We start from the raw sequence: 25827 nt of genomic DNA, 5'->3' as shown, positions 1-25827 counted from the left end.
AGTTGCCAGCAAAGGTGCCACGGGCTTAGAGTCAGGAAAACACGACTCTTCTTATCTTTAGTTAACCAATCACTAAACAATGAGCCATTCGCAATGAGCACCCGCCGCCCCGATCCGCTGGCCCAGGTCAGTGATTTTGATATTCGCCTGCTCAAGCTATTTCGCAGCGTGGTGGAGTGCGGCGGCTTTTCCGCTGCGGAAAGCGCGCTGGGCATCGGCCGCTCGGCAATCAGCCAGCAGATGAGCGACCTCGAACAACGCCTCGGTTTGCGCCTGTGCCAACGCGGCCGCGCCGGCTTTGCCCTGACCGAGGAAGGCCGCGAGGTCTACCAGAGCACCCAGCAGCTGCTGGCCGCACTGGAAAGCTTTCGTACCGAGGTCAACGGCCTGCACCAGCACCTGCGCGGCGAGCTGAATATCGGCCTCACCGACAACCTGGTGACGGTTCCACACATGCGCATCACCAACGCCCTGGCTCGGCTCAAGGAGCGCGGCCCCGACGTGCATATCCATATCCGCATGACCCCGCCCAGCGAAGTGGAACAAGGCGTGCTCGATGGCCGCTTGCATATCGGCGTGGTGCCGCAGGTAACGGCGCTGTCTGGTCTGGAATACCAGGCGCTGTACGACGAGCGCTCGCTGCTCTACTGCGCGGTCGGCCACCCGTTGTTCTATGTCGATGATCAGCAGCTCGAAGATGAACGGCTGAACGCTCAGGAAGCCATCGCGCCGACCTTCCGCCTACCGCCCGAAGTGCAGAGCCACTACCAGGCGCTCAATTGCACGGCCAGCGCCTCGGACCGTGAAGGCATGGCCTTTCTGATTCTCACCGGACGCTATATCGGTTACCTGCCCGACCACTACGCCCAGGCATGGGTGCAGCAAGGCCGCCTGCGCGTACTCAAGCCCGACAGCCGTTACTACGACGTCAGCCTGGCCTCGGTAACCCGCAAAGGCCGGCGCCCGCACTTGGTGCTGGAGAGCTTTCTGGAAGCCCTGGCAGAGGCATGAAGGCCCGCTGAAAGTTGGTGCTAATGCTTGCAGAACACGCACAAAGACAGTGCAAAAGCCCGATTAAATGGCGCATATAGCGCTTTTCCCTCTCCTTGCGCTTGTCACCTCGGCGGCGCTGGGGTATCAGTGCAGTCGTCCGAAAACCTGACCACTGCGGAATAGCCCATGACTGTTGAAGTACTTGCGCACCGAGCCGATCCAACCAACAAACCGGCCGGGCGCATTCGTCAGAAAAATGAAGAAGCCATCATCAAGGCTGCCGAAGAAGAGTTCGCCAAACACGGCTTCAAAGGCACCAGCATGAACACCATCGCGCAGAATGTCGGGCTGCCGAAGGCCAACCTGCATTACTACTTCAACAACAAGCTGGGGCTTTACCAGGCGGTACTGGTGAACATTCTTGAGCTATGGGACAGCACCTTCAATAACCTGACCGTGGACGACGACCCGGCCACAGCGCTGGCCAACTATATCCGCGGCAAAATGGAATTTTCTCGCCGCCACCCGAAAGCCTCACGCATCTATGCCATGGAAGTAATCAGTGGTGGCGAGCACCTGTCGCACATGCTCAATCAGGATTACCAGGACTGGTTCCGTGGCCGCGCCACAGTATTAGAAGCCTGGAGCGCTGCGGGCAAGATGGACCCGGTCGACCCGGTGCACCTGATTTTCCTGATGTGGAGCAGCACCCAGCACTATGCTGACTTTGCCTCACAAATCTGCCGTGTCACCGGTCGTTCGCGCCTGGTAAAAGCGGATTATGAAGAGGCGGCCGATCAGTTGATCGCCATTATCCTCAAGGGCTGTGGCCTGACACCGCCTGCCAAAGACGCCTGATGCCCGCGACCCTGCTCGGCCCTTGCGAGTACCGCGAGGAGATTCGCAAAAGCCGCTTTCTTACCCTCGCCGCGCCGGTTACCAGTGCGGCTGAGGCGCAGGCATTTATCGCCGCGCATAGCGATGCCAGCGCCAGCCATAACTGCTGGGCCTGGAAGGTCGGCCAGCAGTATCGTTTCAGTGACGATGGCGAACCCGGCGGCACCGCCGGCCGGCCAATACTTGCGGCGATTGAAGCGCAGGACATGGATCAGGTCGCGGTGCTGGTGATCCGCTGGTACGGCGGCATCCAACTCGGCACCGGCGGCCTGGCCCGCGCCTACGGCGGCAGCGCCAACAAATGCCTGCAAGCAGCCCCGCGCCGCGAACTGATCACCCGCGAGCATTACCGCTGCCATTGCCTGTTCGCCGAACTTCCGCTGCTCAAGGCGCGCCTGAGCGAACTGGACAGCCTGCTGGCAAGCGAAACCTACGACGCCAGCGGCGCCGAATTGCACCTGGCTGTACCTGCGCCAAGGGTTGCCGAGCTGCAACGGCTGCTGGCGGATATCAGCCGTGGGCGGGTTGAGTTACTACCGCGCTAGATCCACTGCACTACGCTTCTCACTGTGCCTGTGAGACTGCAGCCTATTTCACGAATTATCGCGGGCAAGCCCGCACCTACAGGGGGAGCGGCGTAACCACGATTGCCGGGCGCTGCACACTTTTGTAGGAGCGGGCTTGCCCGCGATCACTCTCGGATACACCACAAGAGGCAATGGAATGCCTGCAAAACCCCATGGTTCCAACCTGCGGCGTGGTCGCTATTCAGAGCCCGAACGCACTTACCTGCTGACCACCACCCTGCTGCAGCGCCACCCGCTATTTAATGATTTCATCTCGGCCCGCTTGCTGATCAGGGAATTGCGCACGGCCCATGAGCAAAAACAGGTTGCGTCTCTAGCCTGGGTGGTAATGCCCGATCACCTGCATTGGCTTGTGCAACTGCAGACAGGCTCTCTCGATGAATTGATGCGCCGGATCAAAAGCAACAGCGCACGGCAGATCAATCAGCACCTAGGCACCCAGGGCCCAATTTGGCAGCCGGGTTACCACGACCGCGCGCTGCGCCAAGATGAAGACCTGCAATCGGCGGCTCGTTATATCGTCGCCAATCCGCTGCGGGCTGGCCTGGTAAAGCGCATTGGCGACTACCCGCTATGGGATGCGGTGTGGTTCTGAGTGTGCGCCCGCCTCAGGATTTATCGCGGGCAAGCCCGCTCCTACAGGGACAGCAGCATTCCAAAAATCTCTGATCAGCGCACGCTCAAATGTAGGAGCGGGCTTGCCCGCGATGCGCCAAAACGCACCAAAATCGCAGGACTGCGCACCAAGCTGGAGCCCTTGGCAACTATGGTGTTGCATGTGATCTGGAGGCAACGCCGCACAGCGGCTTTTCTGACTCACTGGCCAGCTTTTTGCTTTAACCAGGCAAGTTGTCATTCCTGAGCCACTGCCCATGTCCAGTTCCCCCTCTGTTCCACGCTTGCAGCTGAGCGGTATCAGCAAGCGCTACCCCGGCTGCCTAGCCAACGACCGTATCGATTTGACGATTGCCGCCGGCGAGATTCATGCGCTGCTGGGCGAAAACGGTGCCGGTAAAAGCACTCTGATGAAGATCATCTACGGCGTTACCCAGCCCGACAGCGGCGAAATCCGCTGGCACGGTGAGCTGCTTTCAATGCGTGACCCGGCCATGGCGCGCAGCCTGGGCGTGGGCATGGTCTTCCAGCATTTCTCGCTGTTTGAAACGCTGACCGTCGCAGAGAACATCGCCCTAGCCATGGGAGCCAGCGCCGGCACACCAAAGCAGCTGGAACCGAAGATTCGTGAGGTCTCGCAGCGTTACGGCATGGCCCTGGAGCCGGGCCGTTTGGTGCACAGCCTGTCCATTGGCGAACGGCAGCGGGTGGAGATCGTCCGTTGCCTGATGCAGGACATCAAACTGCTGATCCTCGACGAACCGACTTCGGTGCTCACGCCACAGGAGGCCGACGAGCTTTTCGTCACCCTGCGCCGCCTGGCCGCCGAAGGCTGCAGCATTCTGTTTATCAGTCACAAGCTCGGCGAAGTGCGCGCCTTATGCCAGAGCGCCACGGTGCTGCGCGGCGGCAAAGTGTCGGGCCACTGCGTGCCTGCCGAATGCAGCGATCTGCAGCTGGCGCGGCTGATGGTTGGCGATGCCGAAGGCCTGGAAAGCAGTTACCCGAAAGCCAGCGGCGGCCTGCCGCGTTTGCGGGTGGACGACCTCAGCTGGTGCAACGCTGATCCGTTCGGCTGCACCCTTAGCCATATCCGTCTGGACGTGCGCAGCGGCGAGATCGTCGGTATCGCCGGGGTCGCCGGCAATGGTCAGGACGAACTGCTGGCCCTGCTCAGCGGGGAAAGCCGCCTGCCGCGCAACGAGCGTGAACGCATCAGCCTGGATACACAGCCGATTGCCGATCTGTACCCGGACGCGCGGCGCAAGCTGGGCCTGGCCTTTGTCCCGGCTGAACGCCTGGGCCATGGCGCTGTGCCGGATATGAGCCTGAGCGACAACGCGCTGCTTACCGCTTTTCAGCATGGCCTGCTGAGCAAAGGTCTGATTCAACGCGGCAAGGTACGAGCACTGGCCGATGAGATTATCCAGCGCTTTGCGGTAAAGACGCCGGATGCCGATGCGCCCGCGCGCAGCCTGTCCGGCGGCAACCTGCAGAAATTTATCCTCGGCCGCGAAATCCTGCAAAACCCGAAACTGCTGGTGGCGGCGCACCCGACCTGGGGGGTGGACGTGGGCGCGGCGGCGGCGATTCACCGCGCGCTGATTGCCCTGCGTGATGCCGGCGCGGCGATTCTGGTGATTTCCGAAGACCTCGACGAGCTGTTCCAGATCAGCGACCGCATTGGCGCGCTGTGCAGCGGCAAGCTCTCGCCCCTGGCCGCTACCGCAGAAACCGAAGCGGTAGAAGTCGGCCGCTGGATGGCTGGTGAATTCGCCCCGCTTCCCCCTATCACAAGCACGCCGGCAGCCGCTGCTGCCAGCCTGAGCTGACGGAGTTTCAGATGCTGTTATCCCTCGAACCACGCGGTCAGCAATCACGTGCCATGCTCTGGTTATCGCCACTGCTGGCCGCCGTGCTGACCCTGTGCAGCGGCGCGCTGCTGTTCACCCTGCTCGGCCATGACCCGCTAGAAACCTTGCACACCCTGCTGATCGCACCCTTGGCCGATTGGTACGGCGTATCGGAGCTGCTGGTCAAGGCACTACCGATTCTGCTCTGCGCCCTCGGCCTGGCGGTGGCGTATCAGGCGCGTATCTGGAATATCGGCGCCGAAGGCCAGCTGCTACTTGGCGCACTGGCCGGTAGCGCCATGGCGATTCAGATCATCGACTGGGACAGCCGCTGGGCGCTGGTCTGGGTGATGCTCACCGGCATGGCGGCGGGCGCAGCCTGGGGCGGCCTGACGGCGTGGCTACGCACGCAGTTCAATGCCAACGAAATCCTCACCAGCATCATGCTCAACTACATCGCCCTGAACCTGTTGCTGTTCTTCGTACATGGCCCACTGAAGGACCCGGCCGGATTTAACTTTCCGGAATCGGCGATGTTCGGCGATGCCAGCCGCCTGCCGCTGCTCAGCGAAGATGGCCGCTTGCACGCAGGTCTGTATTTCGCCTTGCTGGCACTGGTGGCGGTGTGGGTGCTGCTGCACAAGAGCTTTCTCGGCTTCCAGATCAAGGTACTCGGCCTCGACCGCCGCGCCGCCGGCTTTGTTGGCTTTCGTGAAAAACGCCTGGTGTGGTTCGCCCTGCTGGTCAGCGGCGGCCTGGCCGGGCTGGCGGGTGTCGGCGAAGTAGCCGGGCCGATTGGCCAACTGGTGCCGCAGGTCTCACCGGGTTATGGCTATGCAGCGATTACAGTGGCCTTTCTCGGCCGTCTCAACCCGCTCGGCATCGTCTTTGCCAGCCTGCTGATGGCACTGCTGTATCTGGGCGGAGAGAACGCGCAGATGACCATGAACCTGCCCCAGGCAATCACCCAGCTGTTCCAGGGAATGATGCTGTTCTTCCTTCTCGCCTGCGACGTGCTGATTCTTTATCGACCGAAACTCAAGGTTAAGTGGGCTCAGCGCACAGCACTCAAAGAAGCGACGAGCTGATGCCGCACCGCCCACACGCTCGATAACCGACATCATTTTTACCTGCCGCGCTTAGCGCGCAGTTTGAGGCTGCAATTATGGATCTCGATCTACTCAGCAATATTTTCTACGCCATGGTGCGCACCGGTACGCCGCTGCTGCTGGTGGCCTTGGGCGAACTGGTGTGCGAGAAGAGCGGCGTACTCAACCTCGGCCAGGAAGGCATGATGCTGTTCGGCGCAGTGATCGGTTTTATCGTCGCCCTAAGCACCGGCAACCTGTGGCTTGGCGTGCTGCTGGCGATGAGTGCCGGCATGTTGCTGTCGATGCTGTTCGCCGCGGTGGCCTTGGGCTTTAACGCCAATCAGGTGGCCACCGGGCTGGCGCTGACCATCTTTGGCGTCGGCCTATCGACATTTGTTGGCGCAGCCTGGGTGGGTAAACCGCTGACAGGTTTCGAACCCATCGCCATCCCGCTGCTCAGTGAAATCCCGCTGATCGGGCGCATGCTGTTCGACCAGGACGTGCTGGTGTACCTGTCCTTTGCTCTGTTCGGCCTGGTGGCCTGGGTGCTGCTGAAAAGCCGCATCGGTTTGATCATCCAGGCCGTTGGCGAAAACCCCGACGCAGCCAGCGCCATGGGCCTGCCGGTACTGCGCGTGCGCACCCTGGCGGTGCTGTTCGGCGGGGCCATGGCAGGGCTGGCGGGCGGTTATCTATCGCTGGCCTATACGCCGATGTGGGCAGAAAACATGACCGCCGGACGCGGCTGGATCGCTCTCGCGCTGGTGGTATTCGCCAGCTGGCGGGTATTTCGTGTGCTGCTAGGCGCCTACCTGTTCGGCCTGGCCAGCATCATCCATTTGGTCGCCCAGGGTATCGGCCTGTCGATCCCCTCCAACCTGCTGGCGATGCTGCCGTATGTAGCGACGATTCTGGTGCTGGTACTGCTCTCGCGCGACGCGTTCAAGACCCGCCTGTTTGCCCCGGTATCCCTGGGTAAGCCCTGGCAGCCGGGGCACTGAGCCGCACCATCTAGAAGCACAGCCAACACCTTACGCACCACCGCAGAACCCCGCTCCGGCGGGGTTCTGCGTAATACCGCGGCATTACGCGCTAATTGTCCAGTTGGTCAGCTTTTTGCAATCCAACCGGCAGCTGTTTAACAACAACGTATCCACACACATCGGAGTTCCACCGACCATGTTCGAGAAGAGCAAAAAACCGCTGCTGCGCACCCTCGTTGCCGCCCTTGGCTTTAGCGCCACCTTGGGCGCTTCGGCCGCTGACCCGTTGAAAGTCGGCTTCGTTTATATCGGCCCAATTGGCGACCACGGCTGGACTTACCAGCACGAGCAAGGTCGCCAAGAGCTGATCAAGCAGCTTGGCGACAAAGTTGAAACCAGCTACGTAGAAAACGTGCCAGAAGGCGCCGACGCCGAGCGGGTTATCCGCAACATGGCCAAAGGTGGTTACGACCTGATCTTTACCACCTCTTTCGGTTACATGAACCCAACGCTGAAAGTGGCCAAGCAGTTCCCTAAAGTCACCTTTGAGCACGCCACCGGTTACAAGCAGGACAAGAACCTCGGCACCTACCTGTCGCGCTCCTATGAAGGCCGTTACGTCGGCGGTTTCCTCGCGGCGAAGATGACCAAGACCAAGAAAATCGGCTATGTCGCCTCCTTTCCAATCCCGGAAGTGATCCGTGACATCAACGCCATTCAGCTGGCCCTGGACAAGTACAACCCAGGCAGCGAGATCAAAGTGGTGTGGGTCAACTCCTGGTTCGATCCGGGCAAGGAATCCGACGCCGCCAACGCGCTGATCGACCAGGGCGTGGACGTGGTGTTCCAGCACACCGACAGCCCTGCACCGATCCAGACTGCCGAGCGCCGTGGCGTCTATTCGGTAGGCTACGCCTCGGACATGGCGCACTTCGGGCCGAAAGCCGTGCTCACCTCGATCGTCAACGACTGGGGCCCGCACTACGTCAAATCCACCCAGGCAGTAATGGATGGTACGTGGAAGCCGCAGGATTTCTGGGGTGGTTTGGCTGAAGACACCATCCGCCTGCCGATCAGCGATCTGGTACCCGCTGACGTGAAGGCCGAAGCCGAGCAGATCATTGCCGACATCAAGAGCGGTGCCTTTCACCCGTTCACCGGCCCGATCAAGGACCAGAGCGGCGTAGAGAGAATCCCAGCGGGCGTCGCGGCAACTAACGCCGAGCTGGCTTCGATGAACTACTACGTAGAAAACGTAAAGGCTGAACTGCCGAAGTAAGCTGGAAATCGCGGCTGAAGTCGCTCCCACAGGAGTGGGGGCGTTTTAGCGGCGATAGTTTTCAGCAATCACCGATGCAGTCCCTGCTAACCCGTAGCAGAACCGCATCAAAGGGTGCCCCATAACAGGTGCACCCTTTTCGCTGCCCTGGGTACGAGAAGACTCGCAGCATGCCCCCACCCGGAGCCTCTATGCACACCCTACCGATTATCGATATCGCCCCGCTCTACAGCGACAATCAAGCCAACTGGCCCGCCGTGGCCGAGCAAATTGACCGCGCCTGCCGCGACTGGGGCTTTTTCTATATCACCGGACACCCCATCAGCCCGGCGCGTATCAACGAGCTGCTGACTGCCGCCAAAACTTTCTTCGCCTTGCCGGCTGCTGAGAAGCTCAAGATCGACATTACCCAGACCGCCCATCACCGTGGCTACGGTGCGATTGCCACCGAGCAGCTGGACCCGAGCAAACCGAGTGATCTGAAGGAGACCTTCGACATGGGTTTCCATATGGCCGCCGAGCACCCCGAGGTTCTGGCCGGCAAACCGTTGCGCGGGTCTAACCGTCACCCGGACATGCCCGGCTGGGCGCCACTGATGGAGCAGCACTACAGCGATATGCAGGCGCTGGCCAACACCCTGCTACGCGCCATGACCTTGGCCCTGAATATCGACCGCGACTTTTTTGACACACGCTTTCATGAGCCGATCAGCGTGCTGCGCATGATTCACTACCCGCCGCGCCACACCGCCAGCAGCACTGAGCAGCAAGGCGCTGGGGAGCACACCGATTACGGCTGCATCACCCTGCTCTATCAGGATGACGCCGGTGGCCTGCAAGTACGCGCCCGCGACGGCGACTGGATTGATGCACCACCGATTGCCGGCAGCTTTGTGGTCAATATCGGCGACATGCTCGCGCGTTGGAGCAATGACCGTTACACCTCGACTCCACATCGCGTGATCAGCCCATTGGGTGTCGACCGTTACTCCATGCCGTTCTTCGCCGAGCCACACCCGGACACCGAAATCAGCTGCCTGCCCAACTGCTCGGACGCCGCCAACCCGCCGAAATACCCGTCCGTCACCAGCGCCGAGTACCTGCTCTCGCGTTTTGCCGACACTTATGCGTATCGGCGCGAAGAACAGACCAGCTAAACCATAGGGTGGATGACGCTTTTTTCATCCACCATCTGCGACACCATGAACACCGCTTGGCGGACATAAAAAGCGATGTCCGCCCTACGCAGACTGATTCGGCGAAATCCTGTCCTTACGGTTAAACTTTATCGCGACAACGCCTGATAACGAGATCTGACCATGTACGACTGGCTCAACGCCCTGCCCAAAGCCGAATTGCATCTGCACTTGGAAGGTTCACTAGAACCCGAGCTGCTGTTTGCCCTGGCCGAGCGCAACAAGATTGCTCTGCCTTGGAACGACGTCGAGGCGCTGCGCAGTGCCTACGCCTTCAACAACCTGCAAGAGTTTCTCGACCTCTACTACGCGGGCGCCAACGTACTGCGCAGCGAGCAGGACTTCTATGACCTGACCTGGGCCTACCTGCTCAAGTGCAAGGAACAGAACGTCATCCACACCGAGCCGTTCTTCGACCCGCAGACCCACACCGACCGTGGCATTCCCTTTGAAGTGGTGCTGCGCGGGATCAAGCAGGCGCTGGTGGATGGTGAAAAACAACTCGGCATCAGCCACGGCTTGATCTTGAGCTTTCTGCGTCACCTGTCCGAGGAAGAAGCGTTTAAAACCCTTGAGCAAGCCAGGCCGTTCCGTGATGCGTTTATTGCCGTGGGTCTGGACAGTTCCGAGATGGGTCACCCACCAAGCAAGTTCCAGCGGGTGTTCGACAAAGCGCGCAGCGAGGGTTACCTAACCGTGGCCCACGCCGGTGAGGAGGGCCCGCCCGAGTACATCTGGGAAGCCCTGGATCTACTGAAGATCGAGCGCATCGATCACGGTGTTCGCGCCATCGAGGACGAGCGCCTGATGCAACGCATCATCGATGAGCAGATCCCGCTGACCGTCTGTCCGCTGTCCAATACCAAGCTCTGCGTGTTCGACGACATGCGCCAGCACAACATCCTGCAAATGCTTGAACGCGGGGTGAAGGTCACGGTGAACTCGGACGACCCGGCCTACTTCGGTGGTTACGTCACCGAGAACTTCGCAGCCCTGCATGAGAGCCTGGGCATGACCCAGGAGCAGGCCAAGCGCCTGGCGCAGAACAGCCTGGATGCGCGACTGGTTTAAAGCGCACAGCGCAAAAAATAGCCCGGCATTAGCCGGGCTATTTTTTAAGCGGTACTGCCGAGCGTGTTCGGCAACTCACGGATCGAGCTTGCGCCGCTTCCCCGTCACCATCGACAACGGCAGATTTTCCTTCAGTCGATAGCTTTCAAACAGCGCCGCCGCAGTATGCAGCCCCACCAGGGCCATTAACGCGTTGGCACAGAATTCATGAATATCCAACGGTAGATCAGCACCCCAGAAATAATCGACTTCCTCCATCAGAAAGCCGGTCACGCCCAGGCCAAGCATCAACAGCATCATGCCGATCATAACCAGGCCACCGAGTGGGGAATGCCCCATGCGGTGGTAGTCACGCCCGCTAACGAGCGCCTTTAGGTGTTCGGTCAAACGCGCCCGAGTCGGCCAAAAGTCTGCCCAGCGCGCCGCCGGTGACCCAACAAAACCCCACAGCAAACGAATCGCCAGCCAGGCTACAGCGTAATAACCAAACCAGCGGTGCCAGTTTTCGCCCTCTTCGGTGAAGAAGTAATTAGCCAGGAAAGCGCCCGCCAAGGACCAGTGAAACAGCCTAACGACTGGGTCCCACAAGCGTAGGGTCGGTGCGTTCATCAGTCTTCAACGCCACCTTTGATGACCTTGCCAGTGACCGGATCGAAGTAGATTTCGACCTTCTGGCCATCTTTGTTGTGGCCGTAGATTTCGTAGCAGTTACCGCCAGTCACCTTGAACTTCTTGATTTCATAGCCCTGGGCTTTGAGGTCAGCCTGGAACGCATCTTGATCCTGCCACTGCGCTTTGTCAGCAGTGGTGCACTGGGTCGCGGCGAAGGTCAACGGGCTGGCAAGTACCAGGGACAGCAGGAGTAATTTGCGCATGATGTAGTCCTCGTGATGCTGGGGGAATGTGTTTGCGGGGACTAATGTCGCGCGGCAACCTTAAGGCTCTATTAGGAAAAACAAAGGGCCCATCAAATGATGAGCCCTTTGCTGAATTGCTCAGCGAGTCAGGATCAGAAGTCGTAGTCGACCTTGGCCCAGAGGGTGCGGCCCGGCTCGTCGATACGGGTTTCAGCCGGGAAGCCAAAACCGGCATCACCACCGAGGTTAAGGTGCTCGGCATAGTTCTTGTCGAACAGGTTGTCGACCCCGGCACTCAGCTTGACCTGCTTGGTTACACGGTAGGCCCCGTTGAGCGAGAACACGCCGAAACCCGCGCTGTCACCCAGGTCCTGGCCCACCACGTTGCCGCGACCGTCAGCCACCCGGCCCTGGCCATCGACTACGCGCCACAGTGCGCCGGCGCTCCAGTTGTCACGCTGGTAGGTCAGGCCCAGGCGCGCTTCCAGCGGCGGCATCTGCGGCAGCGCTTCGCCATCGGAGCTGTTCTTGCCCCAGGCGTAAGCCAGAGTGGCATCGGCCTTCCAATTGGAATTCAAGTTATACGCCACGCCCAGCTCTCCCCCCATGATGCGCGCATCGATGTTGTCGGCCTGAGTACTCATACCGCGATAGTCGAACAGGATGTAGTCACGCACCTGACCGACATAGGCCGAAGCCCAGGCCTGCAGCGCTTTATCGCGATATTGAATACCGACGTCCAGCTGCGTGGTCTTCTCCGGTTTGATGCCATCGAAGGCGTTATCCGATCCTGCAGGGCCGTTAAGCCCGGCAGAAAACAGCTCCCAGTAATCCGGGAAGCGCTGCACATGACCAATACCGGCATAGACGGTGGTCGGCGAGCCAGTCAGGTCATGCTCATAGCGTACAAAGCCACTGGGCAAAGTATCGGCACGGGTTTCGCCCGCTGTCGGGTTAGGCGTTGGCATGCCCATACCCATCATGCTGCTGAAGCTCGGCCGGAAGTCCTTGGCCGAGGCACGGTCCAGGCGCGCGCCGGACACCAGACGATTACGCCCAGCCAACTGCCAAGTGGACTCGGCGAAAATGCCGTAGTTGTGCATCACGGCATCTTTGTTCCATGGGTAACGGTCCGCATCAGTGAACACGCTGCCCATCATGCTGTAGGTCGAGCGACGAGCGCGGTGTTCGCTGCGCTGGGCATCAATACCCGTGATCAGTTCGACATCCTGCCACTGCCAGGTAGCGGCCAGGCGCGCGCCGAGTGTGCGGCGGTCAACCTGCGAGGCCATGGGGTTACGCATCATGCTGGCTGGGTTCGGCATGCGCAGGCGGAAGTTGTCCATGATGTGGTCGGCGTAGTTGTAGTAAACCTTGGCCTCGACTTTATCCAGCACACCACCTAGGTTACTGCGCTCCACGCGCAGGCCGAGGCTTTCACGCTTGAACTGAGTGCCATCCATGCCACGGCCGCCGTAGCGTGCCTCGCCATCGCCACGGCCGGCGGTAAGTTCGATCAGGGTATCGGCATCCGGAGTCCAGCCCAGGGCTACGTCGCCGTTCCATTTGTCCCAGCGCGAGGGGATGGTGTCGCCATCACCGTTGTCGTAATCGTCCGAATGCGAGCGGTTGCCAGTCACGCGCAGGTAGCCCTGCTCGCTGCCGACGGCGCCATCGAGCGTCTGGTCGAAACGACCGTTGGAGCCGGCCAGCACGCTGGCATGCAAGCGCGCGCCCAGCTCACCAAAACGCTCCGGCTCGCGGTCGAAGCGCACCACACCAGCCGAGGCGCCAGGGCCCCAGATCACGCTTTGCGGGCCTTTGGTGACGGTCAGCAGGTCATAGGTTTCCGGCGAGATGTAGGAGCTCGGTGCATCCATCCGCCCCGGGCAGGCTCCGAGCATCTGCCCGCCATCGGTAAGCAACAACAGACGTGAGCCGAACATCCCGCGTAGCACCGGATCACTGTTGCTGCCGCCGCTGCGGACGGCAGAGAAACCGGGAATAGACTTCAGGTAATCCGCCGCATCACTGGCCGGCACCGGCTGGCGCGGATCCTTGGGGTAAGCCACCACGATCAGTGGCGAGCGCTGCTGTACCGCGGTAATCACCAACGGCGGCAACTGCAGCTCGGCAGTTTGCTCAGGCGTTTGTGCCGCATGCCCCTGACCAGCCAAAAGCAAGCCGACACAGAGAGGAGCCAGACGAAAAGGTGCAGCACTTATCAATAGCGAACGAGTAGACATGGATATTCCAAAATCGAGACAAAACCAGAGAATGGCCAGCGCCGCTAAGCGGCAGTGACACAAGCAATAAGCTGATGACGATCAGGAATAAACGGGGGGAGCGCGGCTACGTGAGCCGGGGAAGATGGCCGAGCGCGCCACGCCACTGCGTACCGGCGCACTGTGCCGATCCACTGCAGTAGTCGCAGCCAACGCCAGTGATGGGCTGGCGCAACCGGTCGCAGGGCTGTGCAACAACAGCGTGCAATAGCCGCACTTGGCCCACGGGGCGTCATGACTCAGCGAGCTGTCATGACTACCGCTGTGCTCACCACAGGCCAACTCAGTCAGCCAATCAGGCTCGGCAGGCTGACTGAGCTGCGACCATAACGGCCCGACACTGAGCAATAGCATGGCCAACAGGGCCAACCAGCTCGCGCGGTAATGGGCAGTTAGGGAGCGCTTATGGGGCATCACGACAACTCAAGAATGCTGCACCGACTAGGGCCAAAGGCCAGAAAACACGACAGGGATGCGTCAACGACGTGGCCATAAAACCCCGCTGCCACACAGTGGGGCTGAATGATGCAAATCAGTGAGCGTGCTCGTCAGCGGGGGCATCCTTTTGCACGGCCACTTCGACATCAACCTTACCGGCGTTTTCAAAGGTCAGGGTCAGCGGGAAACGCTCGCCGTCCTTGGCCTGCTGCTTCAGGTTGAACATCATCACGTGGTAGCCCATGGGTTCGAACTTCACCTCACCGCCGGCGGGGATGGTTACGTTCTCAACCTGCTGCATTTTCATCACACCGTCGGCATGCATGTGCTCATGCAGCTCCGCTTTACCGGCGTGCGGGGTGCTGACACTGAGCAGACGATCCGCCTCGGCGCCCTTGTTGTGCACCACAAAATAAGCCGCCGCCGTAGGGGCTACAGGTGGCATTTCCCGCGACCAGGGGTGGGCGATGTGCAACTCACCGACCGTGTATTCGTGGGCATTGGCAAACAGGCTCGGGCTCAGCAAAGCGGCAATCAGCAGGGTCTTTTTCAACAACATGGTGTGTCTCCATTAGTGGGCTAACAGTTCAAGCATGCAATACATGGGTACGTGTATAACGCAGGCACATCAGGCCTGCGTTCATCCAGTCACTCAGTCGCTGGTCAGTGGGCGCAAGCCCGCTATACGTGACAACAGCAACCAATCCAGCGCGCAGATCAGCAACAAGGACGCGCCCACCAGCGGGAAGGCGGCGCCGAGCAGGGCCATGATGACAATCGCGGTTTTCCAGCGCGGCAGGTCGTGGCGCAGCGGCGGTACGCCAAACTTGCCGCTCGGGCGGCGCTGCCACCACATGATCAGGCCGCTGATCGCACTCAGCAGCACCAGCAGGCAGACCGCAAGCATCAACAACTGGTTGGCCAGGCCGAACAGCTTGCCCTCATGCAACATCACCCCAGTTTCCACGGTTTTAGCCACCACGCCGTAATCCTTCCAGCGCACATCGGCGAGCACCGCACCGCTGTATTGATCGATGTGCAGGGTGGCGTCGTTACGTGGGTCAGCGGCAAATAGCGCGATGCTGTACACCCCAGTCTCACCTTTCGGCAGAGTGATGCTGTAACCCGGTTGCACGCCGCGCTCGGCAGCCGTATCGACCACGTATTGCAGCAGATTGGCCGGGGCGGTTGGTGCCTCATAGGCAGCATGGCCGTTATGCGCGGCATGTGGATCAGAAGCTGGCAGCGGCGTGGTTTCCACTGCCCAGGCAACGGTCTGCTGGCTGCTGTTGTTAAGGCTGCCGGTAAGCTTGCCGGACTGCGGTACGTCGTCCCACATCGCCGCCGGGAAGTGGTTCCAGGCGCCGGCAAACTGCGCGCCCCAGAAGCCGGTCCAGGTCATGCCGGTGAGCAGCATAAACAGCAACAGCAGCGAGCCCCAAAAGCCAGTCACCGCATGCAAATCACGCCACAACAAACGCCCACGAGCACTCAGGCGTGGCCACAGCACACCCGCACCAGAACGCCCGCGCGGCCACCACAGGTACAGACCGGAGACCACCAACACGATGCCCCAACCGGCGGCCAATTCAATCAGGCGGTCGCCCAGGGTGCCGACCATCAAATCACCGTGCAGCTGACGGGCGATGGCCTGCAAGTTGAGCTGCGCATCCTGGCTGCCCAGAATCCTGGCGCTGTAAGGGTCAACAAACACATTGAGGCTCTGGCCATCGACCTCCAGCACAAACTGCGCGCTACGCTCGGTGTTCAGCGGCGGCAGGTACTGACTGATACTGGCCTCGGGATACGCCTGGCGCACCAGTGCCAGTTGCTGATCGGCCGAGATCGCTTGCTCGGCAGGCGTCACCTGCAGCAGCTCGGCATACATCAGCTGATCCAGCTGCGGCTTGAACAGGTAGATGATCCCGGTGACCGACAGCAGGATCAGAAATGGGATCACGAACAGCCCGGCATAGAAATGCCAGCGCCAGGCCAGGTTATAAAAAGAAGGAGCACGTTGGCTCATGGATCAACTCCGATAACTCATCAATAGCGTTACTGCACGAGACAACATGCAGCACAACGACGACAGCCGGGACGTGATGCCCGGTCGCTACAGAGTTGACGGAGAAGCGCGGGGGTTGGCCGAAGGCCAGAGATAGCGAACAGGTCGCGGGGTAAAGAAGAACGTCAGCAGTGGTGCGCGGCTGGGTGCCAGCAAACCTAGCAAACCGAAGAACGCCGCCAGGATGATCGCGCTGAAGGTGGAACTCAGGGAGCAACCGGAGCCGGTTGCCGAATTGGGCGCCACCACACCGGAGCCTTCCAGATCGGCACCGGCACCGAAGTTGCCCTCAAAGGAGCAGTACTGGCTGCTCAATCCACTGAGCTGAAGTCCGGCCATCTGCCCGTGACCAATACTGCAGGCGAACGCACTGAACAGAACGCTGAAATACAGCATCCAGGCCAGCAGGCGACGGTCAGTACGGGTCATTTTCATGGGGCGCGACTCTAGCATTGCTCTGGGGCGCATGTGACACAGCCGCACTGCGATGGATTGCCGCAGCGCGCTGGCGGCAATCTTAGTTCGGCCACGGCGCATCCGCCAACAACTCTGTACACCTTAGCTGCACGAACTCACGCAGCAGCAACACCGGCTTACTCAGTTGCGCACGGTGCGCGCAGATCAGGTTGAGCGGTGTCGGCTCGCCGCGCAGCTCGGGCAGCAGTACCTGGAGCCGACCGGCGCGCACATCGCCGGCCACATCCAGCCAGGATTTGTACACCAGCCCGGCACCACTGACCGCCCAACGCCGCACCACATCGGCATCATCACTGACCCGGTCGCCTTTGACGCTAATGCCTTGCTCGCGCTTGCCATCACTGAAACGCCAGCGGTCATGCAGCCGCCCGCCGAGCATGTAGAGCAGGCAGTTGTGCTCGGCCAGCTCATCCACCGATTGCGGCGCGCCATGCAGCTGCAGGTACTGCGGTGCGGCGCAGAGCACACGGCGGTTAGCGGCGGCAACGGGTAAGGCGACCAGGCTGGAGTCCTCTGGGGCGCCGTAGCGCAGGGCAATGTCCACCGGCTCGCGAAACAGATCCGCCACACGATCACCCAGCAGCAGGCGCAGTAGCACCTGAGGATGCGCCAGCTGAAACTCATCCAGCCAGGGCAACAGCGTATTGCGGCCGAAGTCTGATGGCGCAGACAGCTGCAACGGCCCACTGATGCCGACCTTGCTGCCAGCCAACTGCTGACGGCCGTCATCCAGGCTCTGCAGGGCCAACCGTGCATGGCCGAGAAACAACTCACCCTCGGGTGTCAGCCGCAGGCTGCGGGTAGAGCGGCTGAACAGGCGCGCCTCCAGTTGCTGTTCCAGACGCTTGAGCGCGGCGCTGGCCACTGCCGGGGAAATATTCAGGCGTCGCGCTGCCGCCGAGAGATTGCCCAGATCAGCGGTGGTGACAAACAACTGCAGATCATCAAAACGCAGCATGGCAGCTCATTATCAAAAAAATATTGAAAGAGACTCTAGTAGCAGACTGTTTTTCTCGTCAATCAAATAACCGAGCATTGCCAGCACTTAACCGGAGTCCACCATGACCACGCCACTGACCCTGATTGCCACCATCACTGCCCTCCCCGGCCAGGCCGAGGCTGTTGAAGCAGGCTTGCGCCAATTGGTGCCGCCCAGCCAAGCCGAAGCCGGTTGCCTGCAATACAACCTGCACCGCCATCAGGAGCTGCCCAACCGCTTCATCATGGTTGAGCAGTGGCAGGACGCCGCCGCACTCCGCGCGCACCAGCAGACCGCACACTTTCTGCACTTCGGCGAAACCTGCGGCAGCCTGCTGGAACAGGTCGATCATCAACTGATGCAACGCATTCTCTAAGGAGCACTCTATGAAAGCTGTCGCCTATTACCAGTCTCTGCCCATCGACCACGTCGACGCCCTGCTGGATGTCGAACTGCCTGCGCCGACGCCCGGCCCGCGCGACCTGCTGGTCGAGGTCAAGGCCATTTCGGTCAACCCGGTAGACACCAAGATCCGTCGCAACGTCGCCCCTGTAGACGGCGCTGCCAAGGTACTGGGCTGGGACGCCAGCGGTATCGTCAAGGCCGTGGGCAGCGATGTCAGCCTGTTCCAGCCTGGTGACCGGGTGTATTACGCCGGGGCGATCAACCGCGCCGGGGCCAACAGCGAGCTACATGTGGTGGATGAACGCATCGTAGGGCGTATGCCAGAAAAACTGGCGTTTGCCGAAGCTGCCGCCCTGCCGCTGACCGCAATCACCGCCTGGGAGTTGTTGTTTGAGCGACTGCAAGTCAGCCAAGGCAGCGCAGACCTGGGCCAGAGCCTGCTGATCGTCGGTGCAGCCGGCGGCGTGGGTTCCATCTTGGTGCAGCTGGCACGTCAACTCACTGGCCTGACAGTGATTGGCACCGCATCCCGCCCCGAGACCCAAGCCTGGGTTCGCCAGCTGGGTGCGCATCATGTGATCGACCATCGCCAACCGCTGAGTGAAGAGCTGAAACGCATCGGTATCAACCAGGTCACCCATGTGGCGAGCCTGACCCAGACCGATCAGCACTATGCGCAACTGGTCGAAGCCCTCGCCCCGCAAGGCCGTCTGGCGCTGATCGACGATCCAGAGCAGCCACTGGACATCATGCCGCTCAAGCGCAAAAGCCTGTCGCTGCACTGGGAGTTGATGTTTACCCGCTCGCTATTCGAGACCGCCGACATGATCGAGCAGCATCGCCTGCTGCAACGGGTTGCCGAACTGGTGGATGCCGGTACCCTGCACACTACCCTCGGCGAACACTTCGGCAGCATCAACGCGGCCAATCTGCGCCGCGCTCATACTCTGCTGGAAAGCGGCACGGCCAAGGGCAAGATTGTTCTCGAAGGGTTTTAAAAAAGCCTGGGCACTCCGGCTCACGTTCTGCGTGAGCCGGCAGCTTTTTTTTCGCACGCCCTGCATTCGACAAAGGGCCGACTAGACTCAAGACATTGCCTCTTTCAGGCAACATCCTCTCTGTTCTTTCGACTTGGCTAGCCACTGGCGGTAAGGGATGCGACCCGATTTTCAAGGTTCACTGCGCCTGGCTGGCGCATATATCCTGTTCAGCGCCCTGTGGATCTTTGGCAGCGACTACCTGCTGCACGCACTGGTCAAAGACAGTGGGTTGATGGTCGAGTTGCAAACAGGCAAAGGCCTATTGTTTATTCTGCTCAGCACTGGGCTGATCTTCCTGCTTAACCAACGTGACAGCCTGGCGCAGCGCCAATTACTGGAAGATCTCACCCACAACAGCCGCCTGCTGCAACAAACCCAACGCAACGCTGGGCTCGGCAGTTGGGAATACCTTAATGGTTTCCACTGGAGCAAAGAGGCCCTCTGCCTGCTCGGCCGTAATGCTGACAACCAGCAGTGCAACCTCGAACAGCTGCTCAGCTGGCTACACCCTGCCGAACGCTCTGCCGTGCAACGCGCCCTGCTGGCCTTGCTGGAGGGCCGTAATCCCATGATGGTGAGTGCCCGCCTGCTGCAACCGCAGCCACATCAGGCCACCTGGCTGATGCTGCGTGGTGAGGCCGACGAGCAGGGGCGCATCCTCGGCACCGTGCAGAACATCAGTGCGCAGAAACGCGACGAGGGTGCACTGCGCGAGAGCGAGCAGCGCTTTCGTCAATTACTCGAGCAGACCCCACGAATTGCCGTACAAGGCTATGACCGCGAGCGCCGAGTGATTTACTGGAACCAGGCCAGCACCCTGCTCTATGGCTATGCCGTGCATGAAGTGATGGGACGCCGCCTGGAAGAGCTGATCGTGCCGCTGCCGGTGCGCAGCAAGGTGGCCAGCGCGATCAACCTGTGGCAACTCGGTGGCCCGCCAATTCCTGCCGCCGAGGTGCAATTGCAGCGCAAGGACGGCAGTCTGGTATGGGTCTATTCCAGCCACCTGATGTTGCGCAACAGCCTTGATCAAGTGGAGTTGTACTGCGTCGATATCGACCTGACCGAGCAGAAGAAAATGGACAGCGAACTGCAGGTCAGTGAAAGCCGCTACCGTTCGCTGGTCGAGCACCTCGGTGATGCAGTTTTTATCACCGACGCTGACGACAAACTGAGCTTTCTCAACCCGGCCTGGGAGCAGATCAGCGGTTACACGATCCACGAAAGCCTGGGCAGTTCGTTACAGCGCTTTATGCCAGAGCTAAGCCAGACCACGCTGCGTCAACGCCTGGAAGAACTGCGCAGTGGCAAGCTGGGCAGCCTGCGCCTGGAATGCCAGTTGCTGACCCACAGCGGCCAAGCACGCCGCGTTGAATTGCACCTCAACCTGAGCCTGCCCGAACACAGCCTGCACGGCAGCCTGCATGACGTGCATGAGCGCCATCAAACGCAGCATCTGCAACAGGCGCGCAATGCGGTACTCGACGAGTTGCTCGGCCTGCACCCGCTGCACAGCATTCTCGCCGGCATCACCCGGCGCCTGGAAAGCCTGCAACCGCAGATGCGCGTATCGATCATGCTGCTTGATGAGCAACAGCGCCTGCATGTTGGCGCTGCACCAAGCCTGCCGGAGGCGTACTGCCAAGCCATCGAAGGGATTCAAGCGGCACCGGAGGTCGGCTCATGCGGGCATGCCGCTGCCAGTGGCGAGTTGGTGATTGCCGAGGACCTCAGCCAGCACCCCTATTGGCGCAACTACAAAAGCGTCGCCCTGGCCGCTGGCCTGCACGCGTGCTGGTCACTGCCATTCAAGGATGACAGCGGCCAGGTGCTGGGTACCTTCGGCATCTACTACCCACAGCCCAGTCGGCCGAGTGCAGCCGATATCGCCCTGGTCACCGAATTCACCCGACTGGCCGGGCTGGCCGTGCAGTTCAGAGCCAACCCCACCACAGCCAAAGTGAGCGAATCAGACCAACGGTACGCCAGCCGTGATTGATTTGTTACAGGTCAATGAAAGTTCACATTGAGCGACTAGACTGGCCTTTCTTGCATAGGAGGCTCTTCGATGAACGTATTGATCCAACCGGTAAAAACAGCCGCTGGCTCAGGCTGGAAAGTAAGCTTTGGCAAGCAGGGCGTCACCTTCCGCAGTGAAAGCGAGGCCCGTCAGTTCGTCAGCACCCTGCAAGCGCGTCTGAGCGCACCGCATATGCTGCCCACCCTACAGCAACGTGCCGCCAGCTAGGCCCTATGCGCGGATCGCGCCGCGCTCTACCCAGCGGGTAAACAGAGAAAAGCTCACAGCCAATACCCCGCACCCGAAGATCACCACGGCAACCGGCCAGGCACTGCCGTCATGCAGCACGCCAACCATCGCAGCGGCACTCGCGGCGATAACGAACTGCACGCTGCCAAGCAACGCCGAGGCGCTGCCGGCATGGCTGCCCTGCCCGGCCATGGCGCAGGCCGAGGCGTTCGGCAGCAGAATACCCAAGCTGGCAATGCAGCCGAACAATGGAATCAGCAGCGGCCACAAGGCTTGCGGCTTGGCCAGCGCCACCAGCAACAGGGCCAGACCACAGGCCAGGTAGAACCATACGGTCTTACCCAGCCAGTACGCCGGCCCGTGCCGCGCCACCAGCCAGGCATTCAGCTGCGCCACCAGAATAAAGCCCAGGGCATTGCTACCGAACAGCCAGCCGTAATGCTCGGCGGGGATGCCATACAGCTCAATAAATACGAAGGGTGAACCGGCGATGTAGGCAAACATCCCGGCAATCGCACAACCACCGGTCAGTGCATAACCAAGAAACGCCAAGTCAGTGAACAACCGCTTGTACTCCCCTAGCGCTCCGCGCAAAGGCGCAGGCGGCGAGTCTTTCGACAGGGTTTCCGGCAGCCACAGGGCCACCGCCAGCAGGCAGATAAAGCTGAACAGCGTCAGGCAGATAAAGATCGACGGCCAGCCCAACGTGCTCAGCAGCAGCCCACCACCCAGCGGCGCAAGAATCGGCGCCAGGCCCATTACCAGCATCAACTGGGAAAACACCTTGGCCGAGCTGATCGGGTCACACAGGTCACGTACCACCGCCCGTGACACCACCATCCCGGCGCAGCCACCCAAGGCCTGCACAAAGCGCGCGGTAATCAGCCATTCCAGACTCGGCGCCAGGGCACAAGCCAGCGACGCCAGACTGAACAGCATGACCCCGACCAGCAGCGGTTTGCGCCGGCCAAAACGGTCGGCCAGCGGACCGTACGCCAGCTGACCGATGGCCAGGCCAGCAAAGTAGGCAGCCAACGACAGCTGCACATGCTCGACATCGGTGGAAAACGCGCGCGCCAGGGTTGGGAAGCTCGGCAGGTAAAAATCAATAGCCAGCGGGCCGAAGGCGCTGAGCGCACCGAGAATCAGCAGAAGACGTAACGGCATGGATATCCCGAAAAGTAAGGGCCGCATTTACCGCAGCCAGCCCAAAAGGTCTGAGGCGAAATAAAAACTGAAAACATAAAGGCGTAGGTTGGCTTGCGCTGCACGCTGCAAGTCAACCTACGCCTCAGGCTAGTACCGTGGAATCAAGCCGACGTATCGGCCTTTTTCCTGCCTTTGCCGATTTTCTCTGCCAGCGATTCCACCAGCAGGTAGAACATCGGGATCAGGAAGATCGCCAGGAAGGTTGCCGCCATCATCCCGCCGATTACCCCGGTGCCGATCGAGTGACGACTGGCCGAGCCTGCGCCCGTGCTGATCGCCAGCGGCACAACACCGAGAATAAAGGCCAGCGAGGTCATGATGATCGGCCGGAAACGCAGGCGCGAAGCCTCCAGCGCAGACTCGAAAATGCCCATGCCCTGGTGCCGATTGAGCACTGCGAACTCGACAATGAGAATGGCGTTCTTCGCCGCCAGACCGATCAGAGTGACCAGGCCGACCTGGAAGTACAGGTCGTTCTCGATGCCGCGCAACCACACCGCGAGAATCGCCCCGAACACTGCGAACGGCACAGCAGTGACCACTGCCAGCGGCAGAGTCCAACGCTCGTACTGAGCGGCAAGGATCAGGAACACCATGATCAGGCCGAAGATAAAGGCACTGCTGCCCGAACCTTGCGAGGCCACTTCCTGGAAGGCCGAGCCGGTCCAGCCGATGCTGTAATCGCTACCGAGTACCTCATCCGCCACCTCCTGAATTACGCTCAGGGCCTGCCCAGAGCTGTAGCCAGGTGCCGGCCCGCCGAGGATCTTCGCTGCCGGATAGACGTTGAAGCGTGCGTAGGTATCCGGGCCGAGAATCCGCTCAACCTTGACCAGACTGGCCAGCGACACCAGCTCGCCGCTGCCCGCACGCACATAGACCTGGGACAGGTCTTCAGGCTTGCTGCGGAACTCCGCTTCAGCCTGCAGGCTGACCTGGAAGGTGCGCCCATACAGGCTGAAATCGTTGACGTAGTAGCTACCGAACGTGGCCTGCATCGCGGTGAATACATCATTCACCGCCACACCCAGAGCACGCGCCTTGGTGCGGTCCAGGTCGATAAAGTACTGCGGCACGTTGGCACTGAAGGTGCTCTGCACCCCAGCCAGCTCAGGGCGTTTCGCCGCCGCTGCGAGGAAGGCCTGCACCTTGGCCGCCAGCTCGGCGGTGGTGCCGCCGCTGCGATCCTGAATAAAGCCTTCGAAACCGCCGGTGGTGCTCATACCGGTGATCGGTGGCGGGTTGAAGCTGAGTACCACGCCATCTTTCTGCGCCGCTCCCATGCCCATAAACTCACCGGTCAGGTTGCGCGCATCCAGCTCAGGCGTGGTGCGCTCGCTCCAGTCTTTCAGCGGCACGAAGGACACCCCGGCGTTGCTGCGGGTGCCAAAAGTCAGCACGTCAAAGCCGGCGAAGGTCACTACATCCTGCACCGCCGGATGCTTCATCAACTGCTGGGTCACGTCACCGGTCAGTTTCTCGGTGCGGGTCAGCGAGGCAGCAGGCGGCAGGAAGTAGGCGTTGATCACATAACCCTGGTCTTCGTTTGGGACCAGGGAGCTGGGCACCCGGTTGAACAGCAGCACCATCACCGCAATCATCGCGCCGAACAGCAACAGGCCCACCGCCGAACGCTTGAGGAAAAAGCGCACGCCAGCGGTATAGCCGTTGGTCAGCTTGTCAAAGACGCGGTTAAAAGCGCGGAACGGCGCAGCCGGCTCATGGTGCCCAGGCTTGAGCAGCAAGGCGCAGAGAGCTGGGCTGAGGGTCAGGGCGACAATGCCGGAGATCACCACCGACACGGCAATGGTGATAGCAAACTGTTTATACATCTCCCCGGCCAGGCCGCCGAGGAAGCCCACCGGTACGAATACCGCACAGAGCACCAGGACGATGGCAATGATCGGCCCGGTTACCTCCTCCATGGCCTTGATGGTTGCCTCACGCGGCCCGATCTTATCGGTGGCCATCACCCGCTCGACGTTCTCGATCACCACAATGGCGTCGTCGACCACGATACCAATGGCCAGCACCATGCCGAACAGCGTCAGCAGGTTGATCGAGAAACCGAGCATGTACATACCGGCGAAAGTGCCGACCAGCGAGACTGGAATCGCCAACACCGGGATCAGCGTGGCGCGCCAGTTCTGCAGGAAGATAAACACCACCAGTACTACTAGGATCAAGGCCTCGAAGAAGGTGTGAATCACCTCCTCAATCGACACCCGAACGAACTTGGTGGTGTCGTATGGCACCTTGTAGGTCATGCCGCTGGGGAAGTTCTTTGATAGACGCTCCAGGGTTTTGCTGACCGCTTCGGCGGTATCCAGGGCATTAGCGCCTGGCTGCAGGTATACGCCAAAGGCAGCGTTCTGCTGACCGTTGAGCGAGGTCATCAGCGAATAGTCCTGTGCGCCCAATTCGATCCGCGCGACATCCTTGAGCAGCAGACTGGCGCCAGTGTCGTCGGTGCGCAGAATGACGTTTTCAAACTCTTTCGGGTCGGTGAAGCGGCCCTGGGTGGTCACCGTGTAGGTGAAATCCTGCTCCTGCTTGAGCGGCTGCTGGCCAAAGCTGCCGGCGGCAAACTGCGAGTTTTGCTCACGGATTGAATTGACCACATCGGTCGGCGTCAGGTTGTACTGCGCCAGCTTGTCCGGACGCAGCCAGATGCGCATGGAATAGTCTTTCGAGCCGAACTGGCTGACATCGCCCACGCCCGGCAGGCGCTTGAGTTCGTCGATGACATTGATCAGCGCGTAGTTGCTGATATAAACCGGGTCGCGCGAGCCATCCGACGAGTACAGGGTGACCACCTGAAGGATGTCCGAGGACTTCTTCTGCACCTTGACGCCCTGTCGACGGACTTCTTCCGGCAGTTTGGCCAGGGCAGCCTGGACGCGGTTGTTAACGTCGATGGTGGCCTGATCAGGATCGCGGCCCACCTCGAAGTACACCGACAGGCTCATGGCGTTGCCGCCGGAGTTGGACTGCTGGTAGATCATTCCCTCGACGCCGTTGATCGACTGCTCCAACGGTGCGGCCACTGTCTCGGCAATCACCTGAGCGCTGGCACCGGCATAGCTGGCGCTGACCGACACCTGCGGCGGAAGGATCTGTGGGTACTGAGCGATCGGTAACGAGCGCATGGCCATGAGGCCCGCGAGCACGATGATGATCGAGATGACCGCGGAAAATACCGGACGGTCGATAAAGAAGCGTGAGATCACCGGGAACG

General features: G+C 60.6%; 24 protein-coding genes. 14 read left to right on the top strand and 10 right to left on the bottom strand.

The annotated features are described in order from the left end of the window. Window positions 1–93: 93 nt before the first annotated feature. The 10 genes from ACIGEK_RS19175 (at window position 94) to ACIGEK_RS19130 (ending at window position 10565) form a co-directional block, all read left to right on the top strand. Window positions 94–1011, top strand: a complete 918-nt coding sequence (locus ACIGEK_RS19175; RefSeq protein ID WP_397494841.1) for a LysR family transcriptional regulator — start codon at window positions 94–96, stop codon at window positions 1009–1011. Window positions 1012–1179: 168 nt separating this feature from the next. Continuing rightward, window positions 1180–1851 (top strand): TetR/AcrR family transcriptional regulator, encoded by a 672-nt coding sequence (locus ACIGEK_RS19170; RefSeq protein ID WP_397494840.1) that lies wholly within the window; start codon window positions 1180–1182, stop codon window positions 1849–1851. After that, complete coding sequence (locus ACIGEK_RS19165; protein ID WP_397494839.1) at window positions 1851–2435, top strand: IMPACT family protein; 585 nt, start codon at window positions 1851–1853, stop codon at window positions 2433–2435. Before ACIGEK_RS19170 ends, ACIGEK_RS19165 begins: the two co-directional genes overlap by 1 nt. A gap of 178 nt (window positions 2436–2613) precedes the next feature. Continuing rightward, window positions 2614–3072, top strand: a complete 459-nt coding sequence (locus ACIGEK_RS19160; protein ID WP_397494838.1) for an REP-associated tyrosine transposase — start codon at window positions 2614–2616, stop codon at window positions 3070–3072. 271 nt (window positions 3073–3343) lie between these two features. Beyond that, on the top strand, window positions 3344–4924 hold the full coding sequence (locus ACIGEK_RS19155) for an ABC transporter ATP-binding protein (protein WP_397494901.1): 1581 nt from the start codon (window positions 3344–3346) through the stop codon (window positions 4922–4924). Window positions 4925–4935: 11 nt separating this feature from the next. Beyond that, window positions 4936–6033 carry an ABC transporter permease gene (locus ACIGEK_RS19150; RefSeq protein ID WP_397494837.1) on the top strand — a complete coding sequence of 366 codons (1098 nt, stop codon included), beginning with the start codon at window positions 4936–4938 and terminating at the stop codon, window positions 6031–6033. Window positions 6034–6110: 77 nt separating this feature from the next. Beyond that, entirely contained in the window at window positions 6111–7037 is a 927-nt protein-coding gene (locus ACIGEK_RS19145; RefSeq protein ID WP_397494836.1) for an ABC transporter permease, read from the top strand. Window positions 7038–7215: 178 nt separating this feature from the next. After that, entirely contained in the window at window positions 7216–8298 is a 1083-nt protein-coding gene (locus ACIGEK_RS19140) for a BMP family ABC transporter substrate-binding protein (protein ID WP_397494835.1), read from the top strand. 191 nt (window positions 8299–8489) lie between these two features. Continuing rightward, window positions 8490–9455: a 2-oxoglutarate and iron-dependent oxygenase domain-containing protein gene (locus ACIGEK_RS19135; protein ID WP_397494834.1), complete on the top strand. Its 966-nt coding sequence runs from the start codon at window positions 8490–8492 to the stop codon at window positions 9453–9455. Window positions 9456–9617: 162 nt separating this feature from the next. Further along, the gene (locus ACIGEK_RS19130) at window positions 9618–10565 is read left to right on the top strand and encodes an adenosine deaminase (RefSeq protein ID WP_397494833.1); all 948 of its coding nucleotides are present in this window, start codon (window positions 9618–9620) and stop codon (window positions 10563–10565) included. A 75-nt stretch (window positions 10566–10640) separates the two neighbouring features. Here the strand turns inward: ACIGEK_RS19130 and ACIGEK_RS19125 are convergent, their stop codons facing one another. From ACIGEK_RS19125 to ACIGEK_RS19090, 8 genes are all read right to left on the bottom strand, one after another. After that, window positions 10641–11174 (bottom strand): cytochrome b/b6 domain-containing protein, encoded by a 534-nt coding sequence (locus ACIGEK_RS19125; protein ID WP_397494832.1) that lies wholly within the window; start codon window positions 11172–11174, stop codon window positions 10641–10643. After that, window positions 11174–11440 (bottom strand): PepSY domain-containing protein, encoded by a 267-nt coding sequence (locus ACIGEK_RS19120; protein ID WP_397494831.1) that lies wholly within the window; start codon window positions 11438–11440, stop codon window positions 11174–11176. The genes ACIGEK_RS19125 and ACIGEK_RS19120 overlap by 1 nt, the downstream gene beginning before the upstream one ends. Before the next feature lie 134 nt (window positions 11441–11574). Continuing rightward, window positions 11575–13668 carry a TonB-dependent copper receptor gene (locus ACIGEK_RS19115; RefSeq protein WP_397494830.1) on the bottom strand — a complete coding sequence of 698 codons (2094 nt, stop codon included), beginning with the start codon at window positions 13666–13668 and terminating at the stop codon, window positions 11575–11577. A gap of 81 nt (window positions 13669–13749) precedes the next feature. Further along, window positions 13750–14121, bottom strand: a complete 372-nt coding sequence (locus ACIGEK_RS19110; RefSeq protein WP_397494829.1) for a DUF2946 domain-containing protein — start codon at window positions 14119–14121, stop codon at window positions 13750–13752. A gap of 118 nt (window positions 14122–14239) precedes the next feature. Continuing rightward, entirely contained in the window at window positions 14240–14704 is a 465-nt protein-coding gene (locus tag ACIGEK_RS19105; protein WP_397494828.1) for a copper chaperone PCu(A)C, read from the bottom strand. A 93-nt stretch (window positions 14705–14797) separates the two neighbouring features. Then, the gene (locus ACIGEK_RS19100; protein ID WP_397494827.1) at window positions 14798–16171 is read right to left on the bottom strand and encodes a PepSY-associated TM helix domain-containing protein; all 1374 of its coding nucleotides are present in this window, start codon (window positions 16169–16171) and stop codon (window positions 14798–14800) included. An 87-nt stretch (window positions 16172–16258) separates the two neighbouring features. Next, window positions 16259–16645 carry a DUF2946 domain-containing protein gene (locus ACIGEK_RS19095; RefSeq protein ID WP_397494826.1) on the bottom strand — a complete coding sequence of 129 codons (387 nt, stop codon included), beginning with the start codon at window positions 16643–16645 and terminating at the stop codon, window positions 16259–16261. Window positions 16646–16727: 82 nt separating this feature from the next. Then, on the bottom strand, window positions 16728–17645 hold the full coding sequence (locus tag ACIGEK_RS19090) for a LysR family transcriptional regulator (protein WP_397494825.1): 918 nt from the start codon (window positions 17643–17645) through the stop codon (window positions 16728–16730). A gap of 103 nt (window positions 17646–17748) precedes the next feature. Between ACIGEK_RS19090 and ACIGEK_RS19085 the strand changes: the two genes are divergently transcribed. The 4 genes from ACIGEK_RS19085 (at window position 17749) to ACIGEK_RS19070 (ending at window position 21359) form a co-directional block, all read left to right on the top strand. Next, complete coding sequence (locus ACIGEK_RS19085) at window positions 17749–18042, top strand: putative quinol monooxygenase (RefSeq protein ID WP_397494824.1); 294 nt, start codon at window positions 17749–17751, stop codon at window positions 18040–18042. Between the two features lie 10 nt (window positions 18043–18052). Next, window positions 18053–19069 (top strand): zinc-binding alcohol dehydrogenase family protein, encoded by a 1017-nt coding sequence (locus ACIGEK_RS19080; RefSeq protein WP_397494823.1) that lies wholly within the window; start codon window positions 18053–18055, stop codon window positions 19067–19069. 157 nt (window positions 19070–19226) lie between these two features. Next, window positions 19227–21110, top strand: a complete 1884-nt coding sequence (locus tag ACIGEK_RS19075) for a PAS domain S-box protein (RefSeq protein WP_397494822.1) — start codon at window positions 19227–19229, stop codon at window positions 21108–21110. A 69-nt stretch (window positions 21111–21179) separates the two neighbouring features. Continuing rightward, window positions 21180–21359, top strand: coding sequence for a hypothetical protein (locus tag ACIGEK_RS19070; protein WP_397494821.1), 180 nt, complete (start codon window positions 21180–21182; stop codon window positions 21357–21359). Window positions 21360–21362: 3 nt separating this feature from the next. On the opposite strand, the gene ACIGEK_RS19065 is transcribed toward ACIGEK_RS19070, so the two are convergent. Then, on the bottom strand, window positions 21363–22547 hold the full coding sequence (locus ACIGEK_RS19065) for a multidrug effflux MFS transporter (RefSeq protein WP_397494820.1): 1185 nt from the start codon (window positions 22545–22547) through the stop codon (window positions 21363–21365). Between the two features lie 143 nt (window positions 22548–22690). Then, window positions 22691–25819, bottom strand: coding sequence for an efflux RND transporter permease subunit (locus ACIGEK_RS19060; protein ID WP_397494819.1), 3129 nt, complete (start codon window positions 25817–25819; stop codon window positions 22691–22693). Between the last annotated feature and the right edge of the window lie 8 nt (window positions 25820–25827).

Origin of the sequence: Pseudomonas sp. NPDC079086, from assembly GCF_044542155.1 — a bacterium.
In the GTDB taxonomy this organism is placed as follows: Bacteria; Pseudomonadota; Gammaproteobacteria; order Pseudomonadales; family Pseudomonadaceae; genus Aquipseudomonas.
The sequence above is the reverse complement of the archived record's forward strand: the minus strand, read 5'-3'. Positions and strand labels throughout refer to the sequence as shown.